Here is a 26,819-nt window from a genome sequence, read left to right on the forward strand (position 1 = left end):
CCCCCCCATGTCTCGTGGCGTGCTGACGGTGTGTGGGAGCCGATGTCCGTCCCCTCGCGTCTCGTCGCGTGCTGGCGGTGCGTGGGGGCTGTGGTCCGGTCCCTCCCCTCGCGTTCTCGTTGCGCGCTGCTGGTGTGTGAGGCCGTGGTCCAGCCCCTCGTGTACGTCGCACAGTGCGGGTGAGCGGTGCGGTTCCGCCGCCTCCCCCACCCACCCCGGCAAGTCGCCCCGCTGCCGGGCAATCGGGCGGGTGGGCGGGAAAGGCATGTTCGGCGCCCGGAGACTGCGGGGCCACCAAAGGGACGCGATACCGTCGAGGCACAGCGCACGCGAAAGGCGGTCAACGCAGCCGCCCCGGAGGGGACTTCGTGGGGATCGAGAGCGATCAGCTCGTCTACGACTATCTGAGCCGCGTCGGCGACCTGGCCCAGCAGCGCCAACTGCCGTCAGGCACCCGCATGCGCCTCGTCTCGGAGCTCCGCAACGAGATCGACCGCAGCCGGGCCAAGGCCACGCCCGACAACCCGGCAGCGATACGCCGCATCCTGAACCGCCTCGGCTCCCCGGAGGACCTCGTCGAGGCGGCAGCCTCCGGGTCGGGGAGTGAAACCTCCGATGCGGGGCCCCGCTCCCGAGACGTGCCCCGCCCCGCCGTCCCCACCCAGCGCACCGCCGAACCGCCCCAGCGCCCCAAACGCCTCCGCCGCATCGTCCCCCGCCCCCGCCCCGCCGCCGACGAACCGGAGCTTCCGCAGGAGGACTTCCGCCCGTCGCCGCCGCACCTCGCCGGCACGGACGAGCTCGGCCCGAGCGGCTCCGAGCCCGACTGGTGGCGGGTGGAGCGGGGTGACGGCAACGGCCCCTTCGGCTTCGCCGACAGCGTGCCGGGCTTCGTCGGCGGCGTAGAGATCCCCGAAATCCTCAAGCCCCCGGCGAGTGCGAAGAAGCGCCCAGACGACGAGGCCGAAGAAGAGGAAGAGGAGTGGGAGGAGGCCGAGGAGGGCGACGAGGGGGAGGATGAGCAGCCGCCACCCCGGCGGCGGCTCCGGCTTCGGCGGGCCAAGGGCGGCGGCGACGCGGGCCCCGGCCTCAGCAACCCCCTGCTGCTGCTCGCCGCCGCGCTCCTCACCGTCGGCGCGATCCTCGGCAACTTGCTTGCCCTCGGCGGCGGCTGGCTCCTCGCCTACGTCTCGCGCAGGCTCAGCCGCGCCGAGGCCAAATGGGCCGTGCTCGGGCTTCCGGGTCTCTCCGTGGCCGCCGGGATCACCTGGCTGTGGGGCAGGAGCGAAGGCCGCTGGGGCGATCCCGTCCGCGACGGCCACATGAGCGACGCGATGGCCGACACCTGGCCCTGGGTGGTACGCGGCGCGGCCGTCGCCTCCGCGCTCTACCTGTTGTGGAGATCGCAGCGGCAACGGCCGTGAGCCGGGCGGGAGTTACTGCCTCAAGCAAGCTCCCCAAGCTACTTCTTCAGGTCCGCCTGCATCTCGTCCAGGATCTTGTTCGCCGCGGTGTAGCCGATGCCCTGGATCCACAGCTCGTCCTCGACCGTGTGGACGTTGCCGGACTTGACCGCCTTCATGTTCTTCCACAGGCTGCTGCCCGTGGTCTGCGTCTGCTTGGCCTTCTTCGGATCGCCGTACGTCGCCTGGAAGATGACGTCGGTGTCGGCGAGGTCGATCTTCTCGGGCGACACGTCGTACGAGAAGCCGTCCTTGGCCTTCGCGGAGATCGGCGCGCGGCCGAGGCCGACGTCCTTCAGGATCGTGGCGATGTAGGTCTGCTCGCCGTAGATGCGGATGTCCGCGCCCTCCACGAAGCGGACGACGTTGACCTCCGTCGCCTTGGCCTTCGCCGGGCCGCCGACGGCCGTGGTGACCTTCTTGGCGTGCGCGTCGTAGGCGGAGACGATCTTCTTCGCCTCGGCCTTCTTGCCCAGCGCGTCGGCGTGCACCTGGAAGTTCTCCTTCCAGGGGTACCCGGTGTTCTCCGTCATCACGGTCGGCGCGATCTTCTTGAGCTGGTCGTACTTGGCGCCGTGCCGGATCTTGCTGGTGAGGATGAGGTCCGGGTCGAGGGCCGCGATGGCCTCCATGTTCGGATTCAGCATCTCGCCGACGTCCTTGATGCCGCTGACCTCGTCCTTGGGCAGGTAGCTCGGGAAGCCCTTGGACGTCTCGACGTGTGTGGCTCCGACCGGCTTCACGCCGAGCGTGACCGCGGAGTCCAGCTCTGCGGTGTCGAGGACGACGACGCGCTTGGGGGCGACCGGGACCTTCACGTCTCCCATGGCCGTCTTGACGACGTGCGTCTTGCCGGAGTTCGCCGCGTCGTCGTCGGAGTCCGACGAGCCGCAGGCCGACAGGGCGAGCGCACCGCTGAGCGCGAGGGCGCCGGCGGCGAGGGCGCGGCGGTTCTGGGAGCTGGTCATGGCTTTTGGGCCACCTTTCGAGCGGATGAGGAGGGTACGGAGGACTGCGAACGGGACCCGGCGGCCCACGGCGCCCCGGGGACGACCAGCGGCGATCCGGTCACGGGATCCGGCACCACCACACACTCCAGACCGAAGACCTCGCGCACGAGCTCCTCGGTGACGACATCGGCCGGTGCGCCCTCCGCGACGATCCGGCCCTCCTTCATGGCGACGAGATGGTCGGCGTACCGCGCCGCCTGGTTGAGGTCGTGCAGGACGACGACCACGGTGCGGCCGCGGTCGTGGTTGAGCTGGCGCACCAGGTCGAGGACCTCGACCTGGTGCGAGATGTCGAGATACGTGGTCGGCTCGTCGAGGAGCAGCAGGCCGGTGTCCTGGGCGAGCGCCATGGCGATCCATACGCGCTGGCGCTGGCCGCCGGAGAGCTCGTCGACGGAGCGTTCGGCGAGCGCGGACACGTCGGTACGTTCCATCGCCTCCGTCACCGCCTTCTCGTCCTCGTCGGACCACTGCTGCCACCAGCTCTGGTGCGGCTGGCGGCCGCGCGCGACGAGGTCGCCGACGGTGATCGCCTCGGGCGCGACGGGCGTCTGCGGGAGCAGCCCGATCTGCTGGGCGATCTTCTTGGTGGGGAGCTTGGCGAGGGCCTCGCCGTCCAGGAGGACCGCGCCGCTCTTCGGCTTGAGGAGGCGGCCGAGCGCCCGCAGGGTCGTCGACTTCCCGCAGGCGTTGGGGCCGACGATGACCGTGACCTCGCCGTCCGGGATCGCGAGGTCGAGGGCGTGCACGACCTCACGGTCCTCGTAGGCGAGGGTCAGCTCGCGGGCGCTCAGGCGGGCATTCAGACAAGCGCCGGTCACGAGGTGCCTCCAGTGCGGACGGAACGGCTGCGGACGATGAGCCAGATCAGGTACGGGGCTCCGACGGCCGCGGTCAGCACACCCACCGGGAGTTCCGTGGGCGAGAAGAGCCGGCGGGCGAGCAGGTCGGCGATGACCATGATCAGCGCGCCGAGCAGCGCCGAGCAGAGCAGCGGGATCTGCGCGGTGCGGGTCATCCTGCGGGCGATCTGCGGGGCGAGCAGCGCCACGAAGTCGACGGGCCCCGCGGCGCCGGTCGCCACGGAGGCGAGGACGACGCCGAGCAGGACGAGACCGAGGCGTACGTGTCCCAGGCGCACCCCGAGCGCGGTCGCCGTGTCGTCGTCCATGGTCACCGAGCGCTGGGCGCGGGCCGCCCACGCGATGAACGGGAGCAGCACGAGCAGGGTCAGGCCGAGCGGCTCCGCCTCCGCCCAGCCGCGGCCGTTGAGCGAGCCCGTCATCCAGATCTGCGCCTGCTGGGCGACGAGATAGTCGCCCTTGGTCATGAAGAGCGTGGTGATGGACCGCAGGGCGATCGCGAAGCCGATGCCGATGAGCACGAAGCGGGTGGCGTGCAGGCCGCCGCGCCAGGCGAAGACGTACACGAGAGCGGCGGCGGCGACACCGCCGAGCACCGAGAGATACGGCAGCACGGTGTACGAGGTGACCCCGAGGGTCATCGCACCCACCGTGACGGCGCTCGCGCCCTGGCTGATGCCGATGATGTCGGGGCTCGCGAGGGGGTTGCGGGCGACGGTCTGGATCAGCCCGCCGGCGACGCCGAACGCGGCGCCGACGAGGAGGCCGACGACCATGCGGGGTTCGCGCAGCGTGCCCACGACCAGTTCGTCGGGGGACGGCTGCCCGAAGAGGACCTTCAGGGCTTCGGCGGGCTGGACGAAGGACTCGCCGACACAGAGGTACGCGAGACAGCTCGCGGCAAGGAGGAGTGCGAGCCCGACGGCGACCACGGCTGCCCGCCGGTGCACGAGGAAAGCAGCACGCCGAACCCGAAGCACTGCATACCCGGCAGGCTTGATGCGGAGTTTCGGGTGGGCGGGCGGGAAAGATCCGCCGCGCAGCGGCGGTTTCGAGTCGACGGCCATCAGGCAGCAACCACCTTCCGGCGCACCAGAGTCACCAGGAACGGCACCCCGATCAGCGCGGTCATCACCCCGGCAGGCACCTCGCTCGGCGGGAAGATCACGCGCCCCACCGTGTCGGAGACGAGCAGCATCACAGGCCCAAGGACGGCGGCCATCGGCAGCACCCAGCGATGCCCGCTGCCCACGATCGCGCGAGCGATGTGCGGGACGGCGAGCCCGATGAAGGCGATGGGTCCGGCGGCCGCGACCCCGGCGCCGGTGAGCACGGTGGCGCCGAGTCCGCCCACGATCCGCACCGTCGCGACCTTCTGCCCGAGCCCCTTGGCCACGTCCTCCCCGAGGGCGAGCGCATCGAGCCCGCGCGCCACGGACAGCACGAGCAGGAGCCCCACCAGCAGGAACGGCCAGATCTGCCCGACGACCTCCGCGTCACGACCGGAGAGCGAACCCACCTGCCAGAAGCGGAACTCGTCCAGGGCGGAGGCCTTGGTGGTGAGGACGGCGGTGGTCAGGGAGACGAGGAGCGCGTTGATCGCGGCGCCGCCGAGCGCGAGCTTCACGGGGGTCGCCCCGCCCCGTCCGCTCGCGGCGATCGCGTACACCGCGACGGACGCGATGCCCGCGCCGACGAAGGCGTACCAGACGTATCCGGTCAGCGTGTGGACCCCGGCGAAGCCGATCGCCATGACGACGCCCACCGACGCGCCCTGGCTGACGCCGAGGATGCCGGGGTCGGCGATGGGGTTGCGGGTGATGCCCTGAAGGACGGTGCCCGCCAGGGCGAGCGCGGCGCCCACCATCAGGCCGATGACCGTACGAGGCAACCGCATCTCGCGGACGACCTCGGCGGCGTCGCTGTGCCCGCCGTGCAGCAGGGCGTCGAAGACGGCGGACGGCGCGATCGCACGGGCGCCGACGGAGAGGCTGAGCAGGACCGCGAGCAGCAGGGCCAGCACGGCCGCCGTCATCGCGACAGCGCGTCTGGCTGGCACACGCATCGGCTGAGCTCGTTTCGGAGGAATCGGCAGGGTGGAGGTACGGGGGTACGGCGGTACATCAGGGGCATCGCAGAGGTAAGGCTTGGCTAAGCCTAAGGGGGGACCTCAACCCCCGTCCCCCGGCCGTCGGGCCTCTGCACAATGGCCCTATGACCTCTCGCGCGCTGACGGTCGGTTTCGACCTCGACATGACCCTGATCGACTCCCGCCCGGGCATCAAGGCGGCCTACGAGGCACTGTCCGCGGAGACGGGCACGTACATAGACGCCGATCTGGCCATCACCCGCCTCGGCCCGCCCCTCGATGAGGAGCTGCGCCACTGGTTCCCCGAGGACGAGATCCAGGAGATGGGCGACCGTTACCGTGAGATCTATCCCACATACGCCATCGCGCCGGCGCTCGCGATGCCCGGCGCCCGGGAGGCCGTCGCCGCGGTCCGCGAGCTCGGCGGCCGCGCGATCGTGGTGACCGCCAAGCACGAGCCCAACGCCAAGCTGCACCTGGCGCACCTCGGCATCGAGGCGGACGCGGTGATCGGCTGGCTGTGGGCCGAGGCGAAGGCGGAGGCGCTGCGCGAGCACGACGCGGCGGTCTACGTCGGCGATCACACCGGTGATGTACGCGGCGCGCGTACGGCCGGCGCGCTGTCCGTCGCGGTGCCGACCGGGCCGTGCGACGCAGCCGAACTGCGCGCGGCGGGCGCGGACGTCGTGCTCACCGACCTGACGGAATTCCCCGCCTGGCTCGCGTCGTACGCCGCCGGCGCCGCCGCTAAGTAGCGGCGGACCTGGCCTGGCGGCGCTGGACGGCGATACCGCGCAGCACTCCCGCCCCGGCGACGATGAATCCGACCCCCATCAGCATGCACACCGCGTACGCGATGGACGGGAAGGGATCCGTGCCGAGGAAAAGCGGGGCCACTGTGACGAGAGTGGCCACGGCTCCGACGAAGAAGACGATCGCTCCGGCACGGACCAGGCCATCGCCCGGTCCGGCTGAATTCGCTTGGGTTTTGTCACGCACCCCACCAGGGTAGTTCCCAGCGCGAAGGAAGAATCCGGGGACGTCTTGTCACCGGCTCCCGGACCAATAGTCTTGGTCCTGGCGGGTCGGGCGACCCGCTGTAGTGCTATCCAGAGCCGTTTTTCCGCGGCATAGACGAGTACGACGACAAGTACGAGGACGAGGACTTCACGTGCCTACCGGCAAGGTCAAGTGGTTCAACAGCGAGAAGGGCTTCGGCTTTCTCTCCCGCGATGACGGCGGCGACGTCTTCGTGCATTCCTCCGTACTGCCCGCCGGCGTCGACACACTCAAGCCCGGACAGCGCGTCGAGTTCGGCGTCGTCGCGGGCCAGCGCGGTGACCAGGCCCTTTCGGTCACGATCCTCGACCCGACGCCGTCGGTCGCGGCGGCCCAGCGCCGCAAGCCGGATGAACTGGCGTCCATCGTGCAGGATTTGACGACGCTCCTGGAGAACATCACGCCGATGCTGGAGAAGGGCCGCTACCCGGACAAGGCATCCGGCGCGAAGATCGCAGGACTGCTCCGTGCGGTGGCGGACCAGCTGGACGTCTAGCGGAGCTGTTCTTTCCGTACGCGGGGGCGGGCCGAGGCTTTTCGGCCCGCCTTACGTGCGAGATCTAGCCGAAGTTCAGCGCACCGGGCGGCAGCGCCGGGACCAGGCCCTCCGCGGCCGCCCGCGTGAGAAGGCCGCGGACCGCCGCGTATCCGCTCTCGCCGAGATCCGCGGTGAACTCGTTCACGTACAGACCGATGTGCTGGTCGGCGACCGCCGGGTCCATCTCCTGCGCGTGCTCAAGGACATAGGGCCGGGACGCCTCGGGGTCGTCCCAGGCCATGCGCACGGAGGTCCGCGCCGCGTCGGCGAGCTGCCGCAGCCGCTCGGCGCCGAGCGACCGCTTGGCGATGATCGCGCCCAGCGGGATCGGCAGGCGTGTCGTCTGCTCCCAGTGCTCGCCCATGTCCGCGAGGCAGTGCAGGCCGTAGTTCTGGTAGGTGAAGCGCGCCTCGTGGATGACGAGCCCCGCGTCGACCTTTCCGTCCCGCACCGCGGGCATGATCTGGTCGAAGGGCAGCACCACGATCTCGCCGACGCCACCGCCGGTCAGGGTGTCCGCGGCCCACAGCCGGAACAGCAGATACGCCGTCGACTTCTCGCTCGGCACCGCCACCGTCTTGCCGGTGAGGTCGACCCCGGCCTCCCGGGTGAGCACCAGCGGGCCGCAGCCACGGCCGAGCGCACCGCCGCACGGCAGCAGCGCGTACTCGTCGAGGACATAGGGCAGCACGGCGTACGAGACCTTCAGTACGTCGAACTCGCCGCGCTCGGCCATGCCGTTGGTGATGTCGATGTCCGCGAAGGTGACGTCGAGTTCGGGCGCGCCGGGCACCCGGCCGTGCGCCCAGGCGTCGAAGACGAACGTGTCGTTGGGGCAGGGCGAGTACGCGATCTGCAGCGGCCGGTCCACCTGGGCCTGGGTCTCAGTCATGCCTCTTCCAACTCTCCAGTACGGGCGCGAACTTCCCGAACGCGTCGGTCAGCGCGGCGAGCGCGTCGCCGATCCGCCAGGCGCCGCGGTCCCGCGGCCCGACGGCGTTGGAGACCGCGCGGATCTCCAGGACGGGCAGTCCGTACGCGGCGGCCGCCTCGGCGACCCCGAACCCCTCCATCGCCTCGGCGAGCGCACCGGGGTGGCGCCGCCGCAGCTCGGCGGCGCGCTCGGCGGAGCCGGTCACGGTGGAGACGGTGAGGACGCCGCCGACCCGGCCGCCGGTCGCCGCGGCCACGTCGCGTACGAGGGACGGCGGCGGGAGGTGGGTGACGGCACCGAACCCGAGCTCGGTGACCGGCAGGAACCCGTCGGGCGTCTGGGCGCCCAGATCGGCCGCGGTGATCTCGTCGGCGACGACGAGGGAGCCGACGGGCGCGTCGGGCCGGAAGCCGCCGCCGATTCCGGCGGAGACGACGAGGTCGTACGTGCCGCGCGCGATGGCGGCCGCGGTGTGCGCGGCAGCGGCGGCGGGGCCCACACCGGCGGCGACAACATCGCCGACTTGCGAAGGCAGGCCCTTGGCCACCGCGTCCCGTTCGGCCGGGACGGCGGTGGCCACCAGAACACGTACCGAAGCCGTGGTCAGGAGTCCTTCTCGAGCTTGAACGACCACAGGCCCGTCGCCTTGGACCCGGAGCCCTTGCCGCCCTCGAGCAGGCTGACGGTGGTGGCGTTGGTGCCGCCGCCGTACTGCTGGTTGAAGAAGACGCTGCCCGGGATGACGACGTAGGTCTTGTCGCTTGCCTCGGTGAGCGGCTGACCGTTCATCAGGAGCGTCCAGCCCTTCTCGGCGATCTCCGGGTCGACGCCGAAGCGGACCTTCTCGTCGGGATCGACCTTGATGGACTTGACGTCCTTGTCCTTCAGGCAGCCCTGCAGCTGGGACTGCTTGAGCTCCTCGCCGTCGTTGTAGCAGGAGGCCTCGGTGTTCACCGAGTTGCTGCCGACGGTGACGGTGGCGAGCGGCGTCGGCTTGTCGCAGGCGGACAGGACGAGGAGTCCGGCGGAGACAGCGCCAATGGCAGCCACGGAACGGCGGCGGCGCGCCGAGCTGTGAACGTGTGCGGCTCCGCCGCGGAGCAGGGAGGTCATGGGCGAAGGCTATCGGGCACCTCGTGCCGTCCTGCCACGTGGGGGTCGCGGCGTGCCGCACCCGCGATGTGACGGGCTCACGCCACCCGGCGTCGCTGCGAGCCGCCGTGCCGGGCCGCCGCGAGCAGGCCCCGCACGGTCGACAGCCAGCCGATGGCGACGATCGCGGCGGCCACCGAGAGGCCGAGCGACCCGTTCAGCGGCAGCGCCATGCCGATGCCGCCGCCGATCACCCAGGCCACCTGAAGCATTGTCTCCGAGCGGGCGAAGGCGGAGGTCCGCACCTGTTCCGGGACGTCCCGCTGGATCAGCGCGTCCAGGGACAGCTTCGACATGGCCTGCGCGAAGCCCGCGACGGCGCCAAGGCAGGCGACGCCGACCGCCGAGAAGAACAGCGCGGCGGTGATCGCGACGGCGAGGACGAAGGCGACGACGGTCACGATGATGATCTCCGGCGCCCGCGACTTCAGCCCGGCACCGACGGCTGTGCCGAGCGCGTTCCCCACGCCGGCCGCGATCCCCACTATCCCCAGGGACACCGCCGCGCTCTGCCCGGCGAGCGGCTCCTCGCGCAGAAGGAAGGCGAGGAAGAAGATCAGAAACCCGGAGAGACAGCGCAGTGAGGCGTTGACGGCGAGGGCGTGGGTGACGGCGGGTCCGACGGTACGCAGCCCCAGCTTCCGCTTCTTGCTGGTGTCCGCCGCGGCTTCGGCCCGCGCATGCAGATGCAGATGCTCCTCGTCGGCGGCGAGCAGCGCCTTGCTCTCGCCCTTCGCGGAGTCGACCTTGGGCGGCAGCGAGAGGGACAGGAACATCCCGACGACGAAGATCACAAAGGCGCCGTAGAGCGGCCAGCGGGGCCCGAGCGCCTGCAGCCCCGCCCCGATGGGCGCGGCGATACCGGTGGCGAGCAGCCCACCAAGGGTGACTCTGGAATTGGCCTTGACCAGCGAGAACCCGGCGGGCAGGAGTCTGGGCACGACAGCGCTGCGGACGACCCCGTACGCCTTGGAGGCGACGAGCACCCCGAGCGCGGCGGGATAGAGCTCAATACTCCCCGTGATCACCGCTTCCGACAGGAGCAGGGCGAGCAGCGCACGGGCCAGCATCGCGGCGGCCATCGCATAGCGGCGGCCGTGCGGGAGGCGGTCCAGAAGCGGGCCGATGACGGGGGCCAGGAGGGTGAAGGGCGCCATGGTGATGGCGAGATAGAGGGCGACACGGCCGCGGGCCTCGTCCGTCGGCACGGAGAAGAACACGGTCGACGCGAGCGCGACGGTGATCATGACGTCGCCCGCGCCGTTCACGGCGTGCAGCTCGATGAGCTTGCCGAGCCCGGACTCGCCCGCGCCGTGCGCGTGCGTGGCCTTCCTGATGCCGCGGGCGGTACCGGTGAAGGGCAGATGCAGGGCACGCCCGACGGAACGGACGGCCCTGCTCAGCGCCGAGCCCGCTCCGCTGTTTCCCTGAGAGGACCTTGCGGCGGCCACCTCGTCATAGTGCCCTCTATTGGCCTGCGCTAGTGCGCATCGACAGCCGGGTACGCGGGGTAATCGGGTGGGTCGGCGGGAAAATCCCCCGCGAAGCGGCGGGCACGGGCGGCCCCCGCCACAGGGGCCGGGCACGCCGGTGTAGGCCCAGGGGCCAGGAGAAGGTAGCGTGCGTAGCGCGCCTGCGGCGGTAGTTCTTGGCCGCGCGCCTCTCGCTCATCCCGCAGAATGGATGACAGTAGGTGCGCCCGAGGACGTTCGGGCGCGGACGTCGACGCGGCCCATTGGTCCGCTCCGTCCGCACTCCCGCGTATGGGTGGCGCACTCGTGAGACGGCGTAGGAGAGAAGCGATACCTGTGAGCGCAGCGACAACGCGAAGCCGTACCCCGCGTACCCCGCGTACTCCCGACCGCCTGTGCGCCGAGGCGGTGGGAATGGCCCGTGAGGCGGCCGAGGAGGCCGCCGCACCGGGTGTCGTCGGTGAGCACGTCGATGTCGTGGTCGAGGGCGACCGCGTGGTCACGCACCTGTTCGAATGCAAGGAGTTCGGCTACCGGGGCTGGCGCTGGGCGGTGACGGTGGCGCGCGCCTCGCGGGCCAAGTTCGTCACGCTCGACGAGACGGTGCTGCTTCCGGGCCCCGACGCCTTGCTGGCCCCCGAGTGGGTGCCGTGGAGCGAGCGTCTGCGCCCCGGCGACATGGGCCCGGGCGACCTCCTCCCGACCGACGCCGAGGACCTCCGCCTGGAGCCCGGCTTCTCCGGCGAGGAGGAGCCGCCGCCGAATTCCGCGGTCTCCGAGGAGATGGCGGAGCTGGTCGAGGCGGAGGACGCCGAGGTGACGTCGGGGCCGCCGGCCGAGCTCCCGATGGCGCCCGCGCGCGGCTCCATCGCCGCGATCGCCGATGAACTCGGCATGCGCAGGGCCCGGGTCCTTTCCCGGTACGGCCTGCATGCCGCGGCCGATCGCTGGGAGGAGACGCACGGCGCGAAGACCGCGATGGCGCAGGCGGCGCCTGCGACCTGCGTCAGCTGCGGGTTCCTCGCCCCGATCGGTGGGTCGCTCGGCCAGGCGTTCGGGGTGTGCGCGAACGAGTTCGGTCCTGCGGACGGCCAGGTGGTGTCTCTCGCGTACGGCTGCGGGGGCCACTCCGAGGCGGCCGTCATGCCGCGCCCCCCGCGCCCCGCGGAACCGGTCCTCGACGAGACCCGAGTCGACGTCCTGCCCCTGCGCCCGTCCCCCGACTCGGGCTCGGTCCCCCCGGAGGGCCCGAGCGAGGACCTCGGCCACTCCTGAGCTCCCGCTGGGGGTAGCCGACTGCTGGGTGGGCCCGCGGTCCCTTCGCGCTCCGCGCGGGCCTGCGCCGAGGCAGCGGACTCTTGCCGCCGCCCGGGTCTCTCTGCGCTGTTCACCTTCGTCCGCGGCCAGTCGGTTTCCTACCGCGCTCCGCGCGGATTCTTTCCCGCCCACCCACCCGATTGCCCCGGGGCTCCGTGCGGGCTGTGGGCTTTCGTCTGCGGCGAGTCGGGGTTCCTTCCCGCGCTCCGCGCGGATCTTTTCCCGCCCGCCCACCCGATCACCCCGCAGGGCAATCGGGTGGGTGGGCGGGAAGAGCCCGCGCGGAGCGCGGTAGGCCACGGGCGGCTCGCAGCCGAGAGACCTACCGCGGCCCGTGGCTGCCGGGTGATCGGGTGGGCTGGGTGGGGAAATCCCGCGCGGAGCGCGGAAGCCCCCCGGGTGATCGGGCGGGCGGGTGGGAAAGGCCCGCGCGGAGCGCGGGAAGACCACCCACCGGCCGACAGCCGAAGGACCGGCCCACCCCGCCGGAGGCAGCCGCACTGCCCGAGGCCCCCCGGCCACGCGATACCGTTCGCCCCGCGAACCAAGCGAGGGAGACGACACCGTGAGCAAGACCGTGCGGCCGGCGGCCGAGGGGACTGACCCGTTCGGCACGGCTCGGCTCCGACGGGGAGTCCTCGATTCCTGGGCGGCAAGCCCGGCGAGGTTCCGCGAGGACGCCAACGCCGAGGAGGACCTCGCCCTCGGCGGCTACCGTGACCGCCTCGTCGTCGAGCTGGCGCAGAACGCCGCCGACGCCGCGGCCCGCGCCGGGGCACGGGGCCGCCTCGCCCTCACCCTCCGGGACGGCGTCCTCGCCGCCGCCAACAACGGCGCCCCCCTCGACGCCGCCGGAGTCGAGTCCCTCTCCACCCTCCGCGCCTCCGCCAAGCGAGAGGGGCACGAGGAGACCGCAGTCGGACGGTTCGGCGTCGGCTTCGCCGCCGTGCTCGCCGTATCCGACGAGCCCGCCGTCGTCGGGCGTACCGGAGGCGTCCGCTGGTCCCTGGGCGAGGCACGCGAACTCGCCGCCGAAACCGCCCGGTTCAGCCCGGGCCTCGGCGACGAGATCCGGCGCCGTGACGGGCATGTGCCGCTGCTTCGGCTGCCGCTCGCCGCCGAAGGCACCGCCCCCGACGGGTACGACACCGTCGTCATCCTGCCGTTGCGCGACGCCGCCGCCGAGGATCTCGTCACCCGTCTCCTTGAGGGGATCGACGATGCGCTGCTCCTCGCCCTCCCCGGCCTCGAAGAAGTCGTCGTGCAGGTCGCGGACGCCGAGCCGCGCGTCCTTCGGCGCACCGCCGGGGACGGATTCGTCGACGTATCCGACAGCCGTGAGGACCCGGAAGGCCGTACGAATGCGAACACGACTCGCTGGCGGACCGTCAGCCGGCAAGGGCCCCTGGAGCAGGAGCTGCTCGCCGACCGCCCCGTCGAGGAGCGGCTGCGGCCCCACTGGTCCGTGACCTGGGCGGTTCCCACCGACCACGACGGCGCCCCGCGGCCGCCCCGCGGCGCCCCCGTGCTGCACGCGCCGACGCCGAGCGACGAGCCGCTCGGGGTGCCCGCGCTGCTCATCGCCTCGTTCCCGCTCGACACGACCCGGCGGCATGCGGCTCCCGGTCCCCTCACCGACTTCCTCGTGCAGCGGGCGGCCGACGCGTACGCCGAACTCCTCGCCGGCTGGCGGCCCGTGGGCGATGGCATCATCGGCCTCGTCCCCGGGCCGCTCGGCAAGAGTGAACTCGACGGTGCGCTGCGCCAGGCCATCCTCGACCGGCTGCCCCGCACCGCCTTCCTGCCGCCCGCCGTCGAGCCCGCCGCCCCGAAGGACGACGCGTCGGACGTCCCCGACTGGGAGGTTCCCGTCGCGCTGCGGCCCCGTGACGCGGAGGTCGTGGAGGGCGCGGGCGCCGAGACCGTACGCGTCCTCGCCGATGTCCTGCCCAGCCTGCTGCCCGCCGGGCTCGAGCGCCGCGCCGAGCTGCGCACCCTCGGCGTCGCCCGGGTCCCGCTGACCGAGGCGATCGACCGGCTCGCCGGTCTGGAGAAGGATCCTGACTGGTGGCGGCGGTTGTACGACGCCCTCGCCGGTGTCGATCCGGACCGGCTGACGGGCCTGCCTGTCCCGCTTGCCGACGGGCGTACGACCATCGGGCCCCGCCAGGTCCTGCTGCCCCTCACGGGTGCGGACAGCGAGGACGGCGACCCCGCGGCCCTCGCCCGGCTCGGCCTGAAGGTCGCGCACCCCGACGCCGTCCACCCCCTCCTGGAGAAGCTCGGCGCGCTGCCCGCCACGCCCCGCGCCGTCCTGACGACTCCGCAGGTCCGTGCCGCCGTCGCGGCCTCCCTCGACGACGACACCTGGGACGAGGACGCCCTCGATGCCGAGGAGCTGGCGGATCTTGTCCTCGGACTCGTCCGTGGGGCGAACCTCGCGCCCGGCGACGAGCCCTGGCTCGGCGCGCTCGCGCTGCCCGACGAGGACGGCGAACCGGCGCCCGCCGGTGAACTCGTGCTGCCCGGCAGCCCGTTCGCCGAGGTCATGCGCGAGGACGAACTCGCCATGGTGGACGCCGATCTCGCCGACCGCTGGGGCGAACAGCCACTGGCCGCGTGTGGCGTCCTGGCCACCTTCGCCCTCGTCCGCGCCACGGACGTCGTCCTCGATCCCGATGAACTCGAACCCCGCGAAGGGGACTTCGCCGAGCCCGACGACGCGGGGCTGCTCGACGCGGTCGACGTGTGGTGCGAGGACGTGCTCGACCGGCTTCCGGACACGCCCGTACCGCCGGTCGCGACCGAGATCGTCGCCGTACGGGATCTCGATCTGGTCGACGAGGACCGCTGGCCGCAGGCGCTGGCCCTGCTCTCGCGCCCGCCGCTGCGGGACGCGCTGACGCAGCCGCTGCGGATCCTGCTCCCGGACGGCACGACGGAGACCGTCCGGTCGTACACGGCGTGGTGGCTGCGCGGTAACCCGGTCCTCGGCGGCCGTCGTCCCGCCGGGCTTCGGGCCTCGGGCGGCGACCCGCTGCTCGAAGGTCTCTACGACGCCGCCGACGCCTCCGGTTTCGACGACGAGCAGGTGCTTCGCGCCCTCGGCGTACGCACGTCGGTCGCCGCACTCCTGGAGGAGCCGGGCGGCGCCGCCGAGCTGCTCGACCGGCTCGCGGACCCGGAGCGGACCGTTTCGGCGGCCCAGCTGCACGCCCTGTACGGCGCCTTGGCGGACCTGGACCCGGAGCAGGTCACGCTGCCGGACGAGGTGCGGGCGGTCGTGGACGGCGAGGTCGTGGTGGTCGACGTGGCGGACGCGGTGGTCGCGGACGCGCCCGACCTGCTGCCGCTGGCCGACGGCGTGGCGCTGCTGCCCGTGGAGCCCCGCAAGGCGGCGGACCTGGCCGAGCTGTTCCAGGTACGGCGGCTGAGCGAGACGGCGGCGGTCGAGCCTGCGGGAGAGGGCGCCGAGCATCCTGTCCCGGAGCCGGTCCGTACGCTGCTCGGCCCCGCGACCCCGGAGACGTACATCGAGCACGACGAACTGATCGCGGGCGGCGTCGAGCTGGACTGGCGCCGCACGCCGGACGGCGTCCTCCACGCGGCGACGCTGGAGGGCGTCGCGGCGGGCCTCGCCTGGGCGGCGTCCCAGTGGCCACGCCGCTTCGAGGTCGCGGCCCTGCTCGAGGACCCCTCCCGGACGGAGGAGCTGGAACGGGACCGCTGGTTCGACTGAGGGGCCGCGCGGCTGCCGCGCCCCCCCCGTCACGCCGGAAAGCGGCGGCCCACCCAGCGGTAGACGACCTCGATGACCAGTGAGGCGGCCGCCGCGATCGCGACCGCCGCCCACGGCATCGTCGTACCCACCAGCTTCAGTTGGAAGAAGTCCTGGAGCCAGGGGACGGTGAGCACCAGCAGGAAGCCGAGCCCCATCGCGCTGATGAGCCCGATGCGCCACCACGTGTAGGGGCGGGCGATGATCGCGAGCACCCACATGGCGATCAGGAACAGCGCCAGCGTGGCCGCGCTGGTCTCGGCTTCCCGTGCGCCCGCGCCCTCGTAGTGGTGCCGGGCCAGGAGGTACGTCGCGAAGGTGGCGGCGCCCGCGACGACACCGCCCGGGATCGCGTAGCGCATGACCCTTCGTACGAAGTGGGGCTTGGCCCGCTCCTTGTTGGGGGCCAGTGCCAGGAAGAACGCCGGGACGCCGATGGTGAGGGTCGAGAGAAGTGTGAGGTGCCTGGGCAGGAAGAGGTACTCGACCTGTGTGCAGACCACAAGCAGCGCGATGATCACCGAATAGACGGTCTTGACCAGGAACAGCGTCGCGACCCGCGTGATGTTGCCGATGACCCGGCGGCCCTCCGCGACCACCGATGGCAGCGTCGCGAAGCTGTTGTTGAGGAGCACGATCTGGGCGACCGCCCGCGTCGCCTCCGAGCCCGAGCCCATCGAGACACCGATGTCGGCGTCCTTCAGGGCGAGTACGTCGTTGACGCCGTCGCCCGTCATCGCGACCGTGTGGCCGCGCGACTGGAGGGCGCCCACCATGTCGCGCTTCTGCTGCGGGGTGACCCGCCCGAAGACGGAGTTGGCGTCCAGGGCCTCGGCCATCTCGCCCTGTTCCGTGGGCAGCCGGCGGGCGTCCACCGTGTTCTCCGCGCCGGGCAGGCCCAGCTTGCCCGCGACCGCGCTCACCGAGACCGCGTTGTCGCCGGAGATGACCTTGGCGGCGACGTCCTGCTCCTCGAAGTAGCGCAGGGTGTCGCCGGCGTCCGGACGAAGCCGCTGCTCCAGGACGACCAGGGCGGTGGCGCGGGCCCCTGCGGCGACGTCCGGGTCGTCCAGCTCACCGGCGGCGCGGGTAAGGAGCAGCACACGCAGGCCCTGCTGGTTGAGGTCCTCGATCTCGGCGAGGGAGGGGTCCTCGGCGGGCAGCAGCACGTCCGGCGCCCCTAGCAGCCACGTCGAGTTGTCGCCGTCGCCCTCGCTGAAGGAGGCGCCGCTGTATTTGCGGGCCGAGGAGAAGGGCAGCGACTCGGTGCAGCGCCACTCCTCGGCGTCGGGGTAGGCGTCGATGATCGCCTGGAGCGACGCGTTGGGGCGCGGGTCGGATTCGCCGAGGGCGCCCAGGACCTTGCGTACGTAACTCTCGTCCGAGCCGTTGAGCGAGCGCAGTTCGGTGACGTCCATGCCGCCCTCGGTGAGGGTGCCGGTCTTGTCCAGGCAGACCGTGTCGACGCGGGCCAGGCCCTCGATGGCGGGCAGCTCCTGCACCAGGCACTGCTTGCGGCCGAGGCGGATCACACCGATCGCGAAGGCGACCGAGGTGAGGAGGACGAGCCCCTCGGGGATCATCGGGACGATGCCGCCCACCGTGTAGGCGATGGACTCCTTGAAGTTGTCGTCCTTGACGACGAGCTGGCTGATGATGAGCCCGATCGAGGTCGGCACCATCAGCCACGTCACGTACTTGAGGATCGTGGAGATGCCGCTGCGCAGCTCGGAGTGGACGAGCGTGAAGCGCGATGCCTCCTCGGCGAGCTGCGCCGCGTACGCCTCGCGGCCGACCTTCGTCGCGGTGAACGCGCCGCCGCCCGCGACGACGAAGGAACCCGACATCATGCGGTCGCCGGGCTTCTTGATGACCGGGTCGGCCTCACCGGTCAGGAGCGACTCGTCGACCTCCAGGCTGTCGGTCTCGACCGCCTCGCCGTCCACCACGATCTTGTCGCCGGGGCCCAGCTCCACCAGGTCGCCGAGGACGATCTGGGAGGTGGAGATCTCGGCGGCCACGCCGTCGCGCCGCACGGTCGGCTTGGCCTCGCCGATGACCGCGAGCCCGTCCAGGGTCTTCTTGGCGCGCAGTTCCTGGATGATGCCGATGCCGGTGTTGGCGATGATGACGAAGCCGAAGAGGCTGTCCTGGATCGGCGCGACGCCGAGCATGATCACCCAGAGCACGCCGATGATCGCGTTGAACCGCGTGAAGACGTTCGCCCGGATGATCTCGGTGGTCGAGCGCGAACTGCGTACGGGTACGTCGTTGACCTCGCCGCGTGCGACCCGCTCGGCGACCTCGGCGGCCGTAAGACCCGTCGCGCGTCCGGTGGCCGGTGCCACCGGGTGGACCGGGTCGAGCTCGGCGCCCGCGTCGATATGCGTCATGCCCTCGACGGTAAGGGCGGGAAGGGCCGTTCACCCCTTGAGTGCCGGAAAGATCCGACCACGGTAGGACGCGAACGGTCCCGTGGTCGTACGGACTACTCCGCGGCCCTGTGCGCCGAATCTTCGGCGGCTCGCTTGATCGCGGCGTCGCGCCCACGGACGTACCAGATGCCGATCAGGCCGAGACCGGCTCCGGCGAGGCAGGTCCAGACCCACCACGTCGCGTCGCGGTCGTCGAACCAGCCATAGAACGGCAGCTGGACCAGGAAGAGGACGAACCAGAGGATCGTGCCGCCGGTGATGGTGGCGACGACGGGCCCCTCCAGGGGCTCCGGTGCCTCGTGCTTGGGGGTCCACTTCGCCATGGGTACACCTTACGAGAGGGCGGGCCGGGCCCGGTCTGCGGGCGCACAAGCCTTGTGGGTCAAGGGTCTACGCGCGGAGATAGCGAATTCGGTCTCATGTATTCATACTGAAACGGTTCGTTAATGGCCGATTGCTTTCGTACGAAGAAACAATTCGATCTTGAGGTCACGGCTTAACGATCTTTCCCTTCCCTGAGCTCATGAGGTCCCGCATGCCTTCCTCGGCCACCGCCCCGGTCGACGCCAGCAATGAGCCGCCGAAGCCCCCGCAAGGCGGCCTCGACGGCTACTTCAAGATCACGGAGCGGGGCTCCACGCTGGCCAGGGAAGTCCGCGGCGGCTTCGCCACCTTCTTCGCGATGGCCTACATCATCGTGCTGAACCCGATCATCCTGGGCAGCGCGAAGGACATGTACGGCAACCAGCTCGACAACGGCCAGCTGGTCACCGCGACGGCCCTGGTCGCCGCCTTCACCACGCTGCTCATGGGCGTCATCGGCAATGTCCCGATCGCGCTCGCCGCAGGCCTCGGCGTGAACACCGTCGTCGCCCTCCAGCTCGCGCCCCGCATGTCGTGGCCCGACGCGATGGGCATGGTCGTCATCGCGGGCTTCGTCGTGATGCTGCTCGTTGCGACCGGCCTGCGCGAGCGCGTGATGAACGCCGTGCCGCTGGGCCTGCGCAAGGGCATCGCGATCGGCATCGGTCTCTTCATCATGCTGATCGGCCTCGTCGACTCCGGCTTCGTCTCGCGCATCCCGGACGCCGCGCACACCACGGTCCCGCTGCAGCTCGGCGGCGACGGCCACCTCACCGGCTGGCCGGTTCTCGTCTTCGTGCTCGGCGCGCTGCTCACGCTCTCCCTGCTCGTCCGCAAGGTGCCCGGCGCGATCCTCATCAGCATCGTCACCATGACGATCGTCGCGATGATCATCGAAGCCGTCGCGACGGTCCCCTCCTGGGGCCTGACGACGCCCGAGTGGCCCGGCAATCCGGTCGCGTCACCGGACTTCGGGCTCATCGGTCAGATCAGCGTGTTCGGCGGCTTCGGCAAGGTCGGCATGCTGACCGGCACCCTCTTCGTCTTCACCGTGCTGCTGTCGACCTTCTTCGACGCCATGGGCACGATCATGGGCGTCAGCGACGAGGCCAAGCTGACCGACTCCAAGGGCAATGTGCCCGGCATGAACAAGATCCTGTTCGTCGACGGCATCGCCGTCGCCGCCGGTGGCGCCTCGTCCTCATCGGCCACCACCTGCTTCGTGGAGTCCACCGCGGGTGTCGGCGAGGGCGCGCGTACGGGCTTCGCCAACATCGTCACCGGCGGCCTCTTCACGGTCGCGCTCTTCCTCACGCCCATCGCGACGATGGTGCCGTCCCAGGCGGCCACGCCCGCGCTGATCGCGGTCGGCTTCCTGATCCTGTCCGGCTCGATCACGCAGATCGACTGGAGCGACTTCACCATCGCGATCCCGGCGTTCCTGACGATGGTGATGATGCCGTTCACGTACTCGATCACGAACGGCATCGGCATCGGCTTCATCAGCTTCACCGTGCTGAGGCTGGCCGCGGGCCGTGGGCGTTCGGTGCCGGTCGCGATGTACGTCGTGGCGGCGGTGTTCGGGTTCTATTACCTGATGCCGGCGCTGGGTCTCACGTAAGGGCCCCGGGGCTCACGCCGCCCCGTAGAACTTCTCTGTCTCCTCGACGGACGTCGCAAAGCGTTCGTCGAAGTCATCGCGGATGAGCGTCCGGACCACATAGTCCTGGACGCTCATCCCTCTTTTGGCGGCGTGCTGTTTGAGCCGGTCGAGCAGCTCACCGTCTATCCGCAGGCTGAGCACTGTCGATCCCATGCGTGACAGAGTCGCCGCCGCCCTGCCGCGCGCGTCTCACTTTCCGAAGTCACCTCACTCATATGGGTGACGAAAAGGTTCTCCCTGGTCCAGTGCGGGAAACCGGGTGGTCTTTAGGTAGAGTAATGAGTTACTCTAACGAACATGCCGGACCTCTCCCATGGTGACGACGCCGCCGCCGTGAACTCACTGCGCTCCGCCGTGATGCGCCTGTCCCGTCGACTCAAGCACCAGCGGGTCGACGAATCGCTGAGCCCCACCGAAATGTCGGTGCTCGGCACCCTCGCCCGCTGCGGCCACGCCACCCCCGGTGAGCTGGCCCGCAAGGAACATGTGCAGCCGCCGTCGATGACCCGCATCGTGGCGCTGCTCGAAGCCAAGGGTCTCGTCCGGCTCGAGCCGCATCCCGAGGACCGCCGCCAGAAGGTGGTGACCCAGACCGAGACCGCCGAGGCCATGCTCGAAGAGAGCCGCCGCAAGCGGAACGCCTGGCTCGCCGGTCTGGCGGTGCACCTCGACGAGGACGAGTGGGCGCGGCTGCGTGCCGCCGCTCCGGTCCTGGAGAAGCTCGCCCATCTGTAACCCGGCAGGGACCCCTGTCACGTACGCCAAGGAGGCGAACCCACTTTGAGTACGGGATCCGGAGCAGACTCCGCCCCCGCACCAACCGCCCTCGACAAGACCCCTGCCGACAAGTCGTCGATGTTCAGCTCGCTGAAGATCCGCAACTACCGGCTCTTCGCCTCCGGCGCCGTTGTCTCCAACACCGGTACGTGGATGGCCCGCATCACCCAGGACTGGCTGGTCCTGAGCCTCACCGGATCGTCCGCGGCCGTGGGCATCACCACCGCGATGCAGTTCCTGCCGATGCTGCTCTTCGGCCTGTACGGCGGCGTCATCGCCGACCGGTTCGCCAAGCGGAAGCTGCTCTTCTGCACCCAGGGCGCGATGAGCATCAGCGGCCTCTTCCTCGCCGTGCTCACGCTCAGCGGCAACGTCCAGGTGTGGCACGTCTACCTGGCGGCCTTCTTCACCGGCCTCGTCACGGTCGTCGACAACCCGACCCGGCAGTCCTTCGTCTCCGAGATGGTGGGCCCGGACCAGGTCCGCAACGCGGTCTCGCTCAACTCGGCGAACTTCCAGTCGGCGCGGCTCGTCGGCCCCGCCGTGGCGAGCGGCCTTACGGCGGCCGTCGGCCCCGGCTGGGCGTTCCTCGCCAACGGCCTGTCCTTCCTCGCACCGCTGACCGGCTTGCTCCTGATGCGTACGAGCGAGCTGCACCACACCCCGCGCAAGCCGCGGGGCAAGGGCCAGCTGCGAGAAGGCCTCAACTACGTGTCGAAGCACCCCGAACTGATCTGGCCGATCGTCCTCGTCGGCTTCGTCGGCACCTTCGGGTTCAACTTCCCGATCTGGATGAGCGCCTTCGCGGACGACATCTTCCACGGCGGCGTGGGGATGTACGGGCTCTTCAACACCCTGATGGCAGTCGGTTCGCTGGCGGGCGCGCTGCTCGCGGCGCGCCGCGGCACATCACGTCTGCGGCTGCTCGCCGGGGCGGCGATCGCCTTCGGCGTCCTGCAGATGGTGGCGGCCTTCGCGCCCGACCTGTGGATGTTCGTCGCGCTGATCATCCCGATCGGCATCCTCGGTCTGACGGTGAACGTCACCGCCAACTCCTCGGTCCAGATGGCCACGGACCCCGAGATGCGCGGCCGCGTCATGTCCCTGTTCATGATGGTCTTCACCGGCGGTACGCCGCTGGGCGGCCCGCTCTTCGGCTGGCTCGCCGACGCGTACGGCGTCCGCCTGAGCATGGCCGTCGGCGGTCTCGTCTGCGCGCTCGCCGCGGTGGGCGTCGGCCTGATGCTGGCCCGGGCGGCGAACCTTCGCCTGAAGGTGGATCTGCGGCGCGGTCAGCAGCATGTGCAGTTCGTGCCGCGGGAGCAGCTGGCCACGGCGGCGTGACGGCGCTGCCTCAGACGCGCCTGGCCAGGACCTGTCCCGGCCAGGCGCCGTCGCCCTCGACGAAGGCCTCGGTCCGCGTGAACCCGTTGCGTTCGTAGTACGCGACGAGCTTGCCGTCACCGCCCGCGTAGCAGTCGACCCGGAGCAGGGAGATTCCCTGGCTCCGGGTTTCTGCTGCCGCGTGGGCGAGGAGGGCGCGGCCCGCGCCGGAGCCGTGGCGGGCGGCCAGCAGGTGCACGTACCGCTCCGGCTCGCCGGCGGGCTTCACGTAGGACCCCGGGGCGTCGGTGAGCGTGAGGGTGCCGATGGCCTCCCCGTCGAGCTCGGCGATCCACGGGGTGCCGGTCGTGACGTACTTCTCGACCATGGAGACGGCCTTGGGATTGGCGGACCAGGGCTTGTCGCCCCACTGGCCGGTGCGGCCCTGGGCCACCAGCCATTCGACCGCGCGGTCGAAGAGGCCGAGGATGACGGGGATGTCGGTGGGGCCGCCGGGGCGGATGCGGGCTATGGGGTCCATGTGCTTTCCCTTCCCCAACTCCGCCCCTTTCACCACGCGTTGATGACCGGCGCCTCGTGATCGTGCTGCTGCCAGGCCTCGTTGAGGCGCGTGAGCCGGTCCGCGGCGGCGATGCCGCGCAGGGAGGCGACCTTGCCGTCGGTGACGTCGAACGCCACGGCGCCCACGACCCGGCCTTCGACCACGGCGACGACCGCCGGGGAGCCGTTGAGCAGCGCGATGTGCATCGCGGGCGAGCCGCCGGCCAGGCGCCGTTTCGCCGCCGTGGGCTTGAAGCCGGCGCGTACGTAGGTAGCGACCCGCTCGCGCGTGGTGTACCGCAACAGCCGCTTGGCGAGGCCCGCGCCGTCCGAGACCGCCGTCACGTCGTCGGTGAGCAGCGCCACAAGGCGTTCGGTGCGCCCCGACATGGCGGCGGCGAGGAACTCCTCGACGACCCGGCGCGCGGACGCGGGGTCCACCTCGGCGCCGCCGCGGCGCTCGGCGGCGACCCGGCGCCGGGCCCGGTGGACATGCTGCTGGCTCGCGGACTCGGAGATGTCGAGGATCCCGGCGATCTCGGCGTGCGGGTAGGAGAAGGCCTCGCGCAGGACATAGGCGGCCCGCTCGACCGGGGAGAGGCGCTCCAAGAGGGTCAGTACGGCCAAGGACACCGATTCGCGCTGCTCGAAGGTGTCGGCGGGGCCGAGCATCGGGTCGCCGTCGAGGAGCGGCTCGGGCAGCCAGGCCCCGGCCGTCCGCTCGTGGCGCGCCTGCGCCGAGCGGAGCCGGTCGATGCAGAGGTTGGTGACGACCTTGGTCAGCCACGCCTCCGGCACCTCGACCTGGTCGCGGTCCGCGGCCTGCCAGCGCAGGAACGTGTCCTGCACGGCGTCCTCGGCGTCGGCGGCCGAGCCGAGCAGACGGTAGGCGAGCGAGGCAAGCCGGCCCCGGCTTGCCTCGAACCGATCGACGGCTGCAATGTCCATGCGGAACACCGTATGTGGCACCGCCTATGCGGCGGCCTTCACACCGGACCGCTCGGTCGCGCCGGCCAGGCGGCGCCTGCGCTTCGGCATCCCGAAGGTCGGGTGGGCGATGCCCAGCGAGGCGCCCTTCAGCACACCCGACTTGAGCCGCGCGGCGGTTTTGCCGCCCAGGTACCAGGCCTTCGACCGTACGTCCCCGTCCACCATCTGGAAGATCGCGTCCCGCCGCCCGAGGCTGATGTGGTTGCCGTAGTACTTCAGCCCGACGGCCGGGACCTTGCCGCCGGTCAGGCGCGCGATGATCGCGGCGGTCGCCTGCATGTTGGTGAAGCCGGCCGACGCGCAGGACATCGGCAGCGGCCGGCCGTTCTCGCCGATCGCGTAGGCGCAGTCACCGGCCGCGTAGATGTCCGGGTGCGAGACCGAGCGCATGGTGCGGTCGACGACGATCTGGCCGGTCTCGGCTACCTCAAGGCCACTGGCGGCCGCGATGGGGTGCACGGCGAACCCGGCCGTCCACACGGTCACGTCGGCAGGGATGGAGCTGCCGTCGGCGGCGATCGCCCGAGTCGGCTCGACGGCTTCGATGCCGGTGTGCTCGTGGACGGTGACGCCGAGCCGGTCGAAGGCGCGTCGCAGGTGGCGGCGGGCCTTCGGGGAGAGCCAGGCGCCGAGCTCGCCGCGGGCGGCGAGCTCGACCGAGAGGTCGGGCCTGGTCTCGGCGAACTCGGTGGCGGTCTCGATGCCGGTGAGACCCTCACCGACGACAAGGACGGTGCCGCCCGCGCCCAGGCCCGCCAGGCGCTCGCGCAGCCGCAGCGCCGATGACCTGCCGGTCACGTCGAAGGCGTGCTCGGCCACGCCGGGGACGCCGTGGTGGGCGACGGAGCTGCCGAGCGCGTAGAGCAGCGTGTCGTACGCGAGCTCGTCGTCGCCGTCCTCGCCGGTCACGGCGACGGTCCTGCGCTCGGGGTCGATGCCGGTGACGCGGGCCAGGCGCAGCCGGACCGCGGTGCCCGCGAAGACGTCGGCGAGCTTGCGCAGGGCGAGGTCCTGGCCGCTCGCGAGCTGGTGGAGCCGCATCCGCTCGACGAAGTCGGGCACGGCGTTGACGACGGTGATCTCGGTGTCGGCGGGGGAGAGCCTGCGGGCCAGGTTTCCGGCGGCGAAGGCCCCGGCGTATCCGGCACCGAGTACGACGATGCGGTGCTTCATGGCGTTGCTCCTGTCTCGTTCGCGTGCCCCTTGAACGAGACGGCGCCCCGATTGCTGACAGGAGCCGGATGTGATGCGGGTCACCGCCGGGGAGAGGGGTGCCGGAGGTCAGAATCGCACCATGAGACTCTTTGCGGCGGTGCTCCCGCCGGATGCGGTGGTGGACGAACTCGCCCAGGCCGCGGCCAAGTTGAAGACCCTGCCGGGCGCCGATGAGCTGCGCTGGACCGCCCCGGAGGGCTGGCACTTCACGCTCGCCTTCATGTCGGAGGTCGCGGACGAGACCGTCCTGGACCTCACCGAGCGCCTGAACCGCGCCGCGCGCCGCACCGCCCCCTTCCCCCTCTCCCTGCACGCCGGAGGCCACTTCGGCGACCGGGCGCTGTGGGTCGGCGCCGCGGGCGACATCGACGCCCTGCGTCTGCTCGCCGCCCGCGCGGACGCCGCGGCCCGCAAGTCCGGCATCACCATGGAGGAACACCGCCACTACCGCCCCCACCTCACCCTGGCCCGCGGCAAGGGCGAGCCGCCCCTTGCCCCGTACGCCGAGGGGCTCGCCACGTTCCGGGGCGAGGAGTGGACCGTGGGCGAGCTGACCCTCGTACGCAGCAATCTGCCCAAGAGCGGGATGCCGGGGGAGCGGCCCCGTTACGAGGTGGTCGGGCGCTGGCCGCTCGGCGGCGCCGGTTAACCTCGACTACGTGGACCCGAAAACCAGGAACCGGATCATGGCCGGTGTACTCGTGATGATGTTCGTCGTGGTGGCGGTGGCGGCCGCGTTCGGCGGCTAGCCGAAGCGGCCCACCCGCGTACGCCTTACCAGGCGAAGGACTCCGGAGACGGCCCAGGACCGGGGAAGATCTCGTCCAGCGAGCCCAGAACCTCATCCGAAAGCTCCAGCTCGACCGCCCGCAACGCGGAGTCGAGCTGCTCGGCCGTGCGCGGCCCGACGATCGGCGCGCTCACGCCGGGCCGCGTGAGCAGCCAGGCCAGCGCGACCTCGCCCGGCTCGAGGCCGTGCTTGTCGAGCAGTTCCTCGTACGCCTTGACCTGGGCGCGCACCTGCGGCTTCGCGAGATCCGCGGCGGCCCGCCCACTGGCACGCCGGACGCCCTCGCCCTCCTTCTTCAGTACGCCGCCGAGCAGCCCGCCGTGCAGCGGCGACCACGGGATGATCCCGACGCCGTAGTCCTGGGCGGCCGGGATGACCTCCATCTCGGCGCTGCGCTCGGCGAGGTTGTACAGGCACTGCTCGCTGACGAGGCCGTAGCTGCCGCGCCTGGCGGCGACCTCGTTCGCCTGGGCGATCTTGTACCCGGGGAAGTTGGAGGACCCGGCGTACAGGATCTTCCCCTGCTGCACGAGTACGTCGACGGCCTGCCAGATCTCCTCGAAAGGGGTCCGGCGGTCGATGTGATGGAACTGGTAGATGTCGATGTAGTCGGTCTGCAGCCGCCGCAGCGACGCCTCCACCGACCGGCGGATGTTGAGCGCGGAGAGCTTGTCGTGGTTGGGCCACGGCGCTTCCCCGTCGACGGCCATGCTCCCGTACAGCTTGGTGGCGAGCACGACCTTGTCGCGCCGCTCGCCGCCCTGCGCGAACCAGGTGCCGATGATCTCCTCGGTGCGGCCCTTGTTCGGGCTCCAGCCGTAGACATTGGCGGTGTCGAAGTAGTTGATCCCCGCGCCGAGCGCGGCGTCCATGATCGTGTGGCTGTCGGCCTCGTTGGTCTGCGGCCCGAAGTTCATGGTCCCGAGCGTGAGCCGGCTGACCTTGAGCCCTGTGCGTCCCAGCTGCGTGTACTTCATGAGCACCTAGCCAACGACTTCGAGTGCGCTCCAGGCAAGGGGGCGGCTCA

The 26,819-nt window shown here is 71.2% G+C and carries 25 protein-coding genes; 9 read left to right on the forward strand and 16 right to left on the reverse strand.

Going from position 1 to position 26,819, the window contains the following annotated elements; genetic code table 11:
- Positions 1 to 368 precede the first annotated feature (368 nt).
- Entirely contained in the window at positions 369 to 1,424 is a 1,056-nt protein-coding gene (locus AB0G47_RS30590; protein ID WP_360776603.1) for a hypothetical protein, read from the forward strand.
- A 38-nt stretch (positions 1,425 to 1,462) separates the two neighbouring features.
- Here AB0G47_RS30590 and AB0G47_RS30595 read toward each other — a convergent pair whose 3' ends face one another.
- From AB0G47_RS30595 to AB0G47_RS30610, 4 genes are read right to left on the reverse strand one after another with little or no spacing between them, the layout of a single operon-like run.
- The gene (locus tag AB0G47_RS30595) at positions 1,463 to 2,431 is read right to left on the reverse strand and encodes an iron-siderophore ABC transporter substrate-binding protein (RefSeq protein WP_360776605.1); all 969 of its coding nucleotides are present in this window, start codon (positions 2,429 to 2,431) and stop codon (positions 1,463 to 1,465) included.
- Positions 2,428 to 3,294 (reverse strand): ABC transporter ATP-binding protein, encoded by an 867-nt coding sequence (locus AB0G47_RS30600; protein ID WP_360776606.1) that lies wholly within the window; start codon positions 3,292 to 3,294, stop codon positions 2,428 to 2,430. The genes AB0G47_RS30595 and AB0G47_RS30600 overlap by 4 nt, the downstream gene beginning before the upstream one ends.
- Positions 3,291 to 4,403 (reverse strand): iron chelate uptake ABC transporter family permease subunit, encoded by a 1,113-nt coding sequence (locus tag AB0G47_RS30605; RefSeq protein WP_360776608.1) that lies wholly within the window; start codon positions 4,401 to 4,403, stop codon positions 3,291 to 3,293. The genes AB0G47_RS30600 and AB0G47_RS30605 overlap by 4 nt, the downstream gene beginning before the upstream one ends.
- Positions 4,403 to 5,401: an iron ABC transporter permease gene (locus AB0G47_RS30610; RefSeq protein ID WP_360776610.1), complete on the reverse strand. Its 999-nt coding sequence runs from the start codon at positions 5,399 to 5,401 to the stop codon at positions 4,403 to 4,405. Before AB0G47_RS30610 ends, AB0G47_RS30605 begins: the two co-directional genes overlap by 1 nt.
- 149 nt (positions 5,402 to 5,550) lie before the next feature.
- Here AB0G47_RS30610 and AB0G47_RS30615 point away from each other — a divergent pair, with 149 nt between their 5' ends.
- Positions 5,551 to 6,180: an HAD hydrolase-like protein gene (locus AB0G47_RS30615; protein WP_360776612.1), complete on the forward strand. Its 630-nt coding sequence runs from the start codon at positions 5,551 to 5,553 to the stop codon at positions 6,178 to 6,180.
- Here AB0G47_RS30615 and AB0G47_RS30620 read toward each other — a convergent pair.
- Positions 6,173 to 6,424, reverse strand: a complete 252-nt coding sequence (locus AB0G47_RS30620; protein ID WP_360776614.1) for a hypothetical protein — start codon at positions 6,422 to 6,424, stop codon at positions 6,173 to 6,175. The two genes, AB0G47_RS30615 and AB0G47_RS30620, sit on opposite strands and share 8 nt — an antisense overlap.
- 172 nt (positions 6,425 to 6,596) lie before the next feature.
- Here AB0G47_RS30620 and AB0G47_RS30625 point away from each other — a divergent pair, with 172 nt between their 5' ends.
- Positions 6,597 to 6,980 (forward strand): cold-shock protein, encoded by a 384-nt coding sequence (locus AB0G47_RS30625; protein ID WP_055701393.1) that lies wholly within the window; start codon positions 6,597 to 6,599, stop codon positions 6,978 to 6,980.
- Between the two features lie 64 nt (positions 6,981 to 7,044).
- Here AB0G47_RS30625 and AB0G47_RS30630 read toward each other — a convergent pair whose 3' ends face one another.
- From AB0G47_RS30630 to AB0G47_RS30645, 4 genes are all read right to left on the reverse strand, one after another.
- Positions 7,045 to 7,914 (reverse strand): 1,4-dihydroxy-6-naphthoate synthase, encoded by an 870-nt coding sequence (locus AB0G47_RS30630; protein ID WP_360776616.1) that lies wholly within the window; start codon positions 7,912 to 7,914, stop codon positions 7,045 to 7,047.
- Entirely contained in the window at positions 7,907 to 8,590 is a 684-nt protein-coding gene (locus tag AB0G47_RS30635; RefSeq protein WP_360776618.1) for a futalosine hydrolase, read from the reverse strand. Before AB0G47_RS30635 ends, AB0G47_RS30630 begins: the two co-directional genes overlap by 8 nt.
- Entirely contained in the window at positions 8,560 to 9,069 is a 510-nt protein-coding gene (locus AB0G47_RS30640) for a DUF2771 domain-containing protein (RefSeq protein WP_360776620.1), read from the reverse strand. The genes AB0G47_RS30635 and AB0G47_RS30640 overlap by 31 nt, the downstream gene beginning before the upstream one ends.
- A 77-nt stretch (positions 9,070 to 9,146) precedes the next feature.
- Positions 9,147 to 10,559, reverse strand: coding sequence for an MFS transporter (locus tag AB0G47_RS30645; protein ID WP_360776622.1), 1,413 nt, complete (start codon positions 10,557 to 10,559; stop codon positions 9,147 to 9,149).
- Positions 10,560 to 10,916: 357 nt separating this feature from the next.
- Between AB0G47_RS30645 and AB0G47_RS30650 the strand changes: the two genes are divergently transcribed.
- Positions 10,917 to 11,855: a DUF3027 domain-containing protein gene (locus AB0G47_RS30650; RefSeq protein ID WP_360776624.1), complete on the forward strand. Its 939-nt coding sequence runs from the start codon at positions 10,917 to 10,919 to the stop codon at positions 11,853 to 11,855.
- A gap of 607 nt (positions 11,856 to 12,462) precedes the next feature.
- Entirely contained in the window at positions 12,463 to 15,636 is a 3,174-nt protein-coding gene (locus AB0G47_RS30655) for a molecular chaperone Hsp90 (RefSeq protein WP_360776626.1), read from the forward strand.
- Between the two features lie 29 nt (positions 15,637 to 15,665).
- On the opposite strand, the gene AB0G47_RS30660 is transcribed toward AB0G47_RS30655, so the two are convergent.
- Positions 15,666 to 18,068 (reverse strand): HAD-IC family P-type ATPase, encoded by a 2,403-nt coding sequence (locus AB0G47_RS30660; protein ID WP_360776628.1) that lies wholly within the window; start codon positions 18,066 to 18,068, stop codon positions 15,666 to 15,668.
- Between the two features lie 95 nt (positions 18,069 to 18,163).
- Entirely contained in the window at positions 18,164 to 18,433 is a 270-nt protein-coding gene (locus tag AB0G47_RS30665) for a DUF2530 domain-containing protein (protein ID WP_360776630.1), read from the reverse strand.
- 212 nt (positions 18,434 to 18,645) lie between these two features.
- Between AB0G47_RS30665 and AB0G47_RS30670 the strand changes: the two genes are divergently transcribed.
- Positions 18,646 to 20,094 (forward strand): NCS2 family permease, encoded by a 1,449-nt coding sequence (locus AB0G47_RS30670; RefSeq protein WP_360776632.1) that lies wholly within the window; start codon positions 18,646 to 18,648, stop codon positions 20,092 to 20,094.
- A gap of 12 nt (positions 20,095 to 20,106) precedes the next feature.
- On the opposite strand, the gene AB0G47_RS30675 is transcribed toward AB0G47_RS30670, so the two are convergent.
- The gene (locus AB0G47_RS30675) at positions 20,107 to 20,289 is read right to left on the reverse strand and encodes a ribbon-helix-helix protein, CopG family (protein ID WP_135333375.1); all 183 of its coding nucleotides are present in this window, start codon (positions 20,287 to 20,289) and stop codon (positions 20,107 to 20,109) included.
- 144 nt (positions 20,290 to 20,433) lie between these two features.
- On the opposite strand from AB0G47_RS30675, the gene AB0G47_RS30680 reads away from it, so the two are divergent.
- Together AB0G47_RS30680 and AB0G47_RS30685 are read left to right on the forward strand one after the other, a co-directional pair.
- Positions 20,434 to 20,871 (forward strand): MarR family transcriptional regulator, encoded by a 438-nt coding sequence (locus tag AB0G47_RS30680; RefSeq protein WP_360776633.1) that lies wholly within the window; start codon positions 20,434 to 20,436, stop codon positions 20,869 to 20,871.
- Positions 20,872 to 20,916: 45 nt separating this feature from the next.
- Positions 20,917 to 22,257, forward strand: coding sequence for an MFS transporter (locus AB0G47_RS30685; RefSeq protein WP_360776634.1), 1,341 nt, complete (start codon positions 20,917 to 20,919; stop codon positions 22,255 to 22,257).
- 10 nt (positions 22,258 to 22,267) lie between these two features.
- On the opposite strand, the gene AB0G47_RS30690 is transcribed toward AB0G47_RS30685, so the two are convergent.
- The 3 genes from AB0G47_RS30690 to AB0G47_RS30700 are packed head-to-tail and all read right to left on the reverse strand — an operon-like array spanning position 22,268 to position 24,960.
- The gene (locus tag AB0G47_RS30690; RefSeq protein ID WP_360776636.1) at positions 22,268 to 22,777 is read right to left on the reverse strand and encodes a GNAT family N-acetyltransferase; all 510 of its coding nucleotides are present in this window, start codon (positions 22,775 to 22,777) and stop codon (positions 22,268 to 22,270) included.
- A gap of 29 nt (positions 22,778 to 22,806) precedes the next feature.
- Positions 22,807 to 23,745 carry a sigma-70 family RNA polymerase sigma factor gene (locus AB0G47_RS30695; RefSeq protein WP_360776638.1) on the reverse strand — a complete coding sequence of 313 codons (939 nt, stop codon included), beginning with the start codon at positions 23,743 to 23,745 and terminating at the stop codon, positions 22,807 to 22,809.
- A 24-nt stretch (positions 23,746 to 23,769) separates the two neighbouring features.
- On the reverse strand, positions 23,770 to 24,960 hold the full coding sequence (locus AB0G47_RS30700) for an FAD-dependent oxidoreductase (protein WP_360776640.1): 1,191 nt from the start codon (positions 24,958 to 24,960) through the stop codon (positions 23,770 to 23,772).
- Positions 24,961 to 25,081: 121 nt separating this feature from the next.
- Between AB0G47_RS30700 and thpR the strand changes: the two genes are divergently transcribed.
- Complete coding sequence (gene thpR, locus AB0G47_RS30705) at positions 25,082 to 25,651, forward strand: RNA 2',3'-cyclic phosphodiesterase (RefSeq protein WP_360776642.1); 570 nt, start codon at positions 25,082 to 25,084, stop codon at positions 25,649 to 25,651.
- A gap of 125 nt (positions 25,652 to 25,776) precedes the next feature.
- Here the strand turns inward: thpR and AB0G47_RS30710 are convergent, their stop codons facing one another.
- On the reverse strand, positions 25,777 to 26,769 hold the full coding sequence (locus tag AB0G47_RS30710; RefSeq protein ID WP_360776644.1) for an aldo/keto reductase: 993 nt from the start codon (positions 26,767 to 26,769) through the stop codon (positions 25,777 to 25,779).
- Positions 26,770 to 26,819: the final 50 nt, after the last annotated feature.

It is taken from the genome of Streptomyces sp. NPDC021622 (genome assembly GCF_040640795.1).
In the GTDB taxonomy this organism is placed as follows: Bacteria; Actinomycetota; Actinomycetes; order Streptomycetales; family Streptomycetaceae; genus Streptomyces.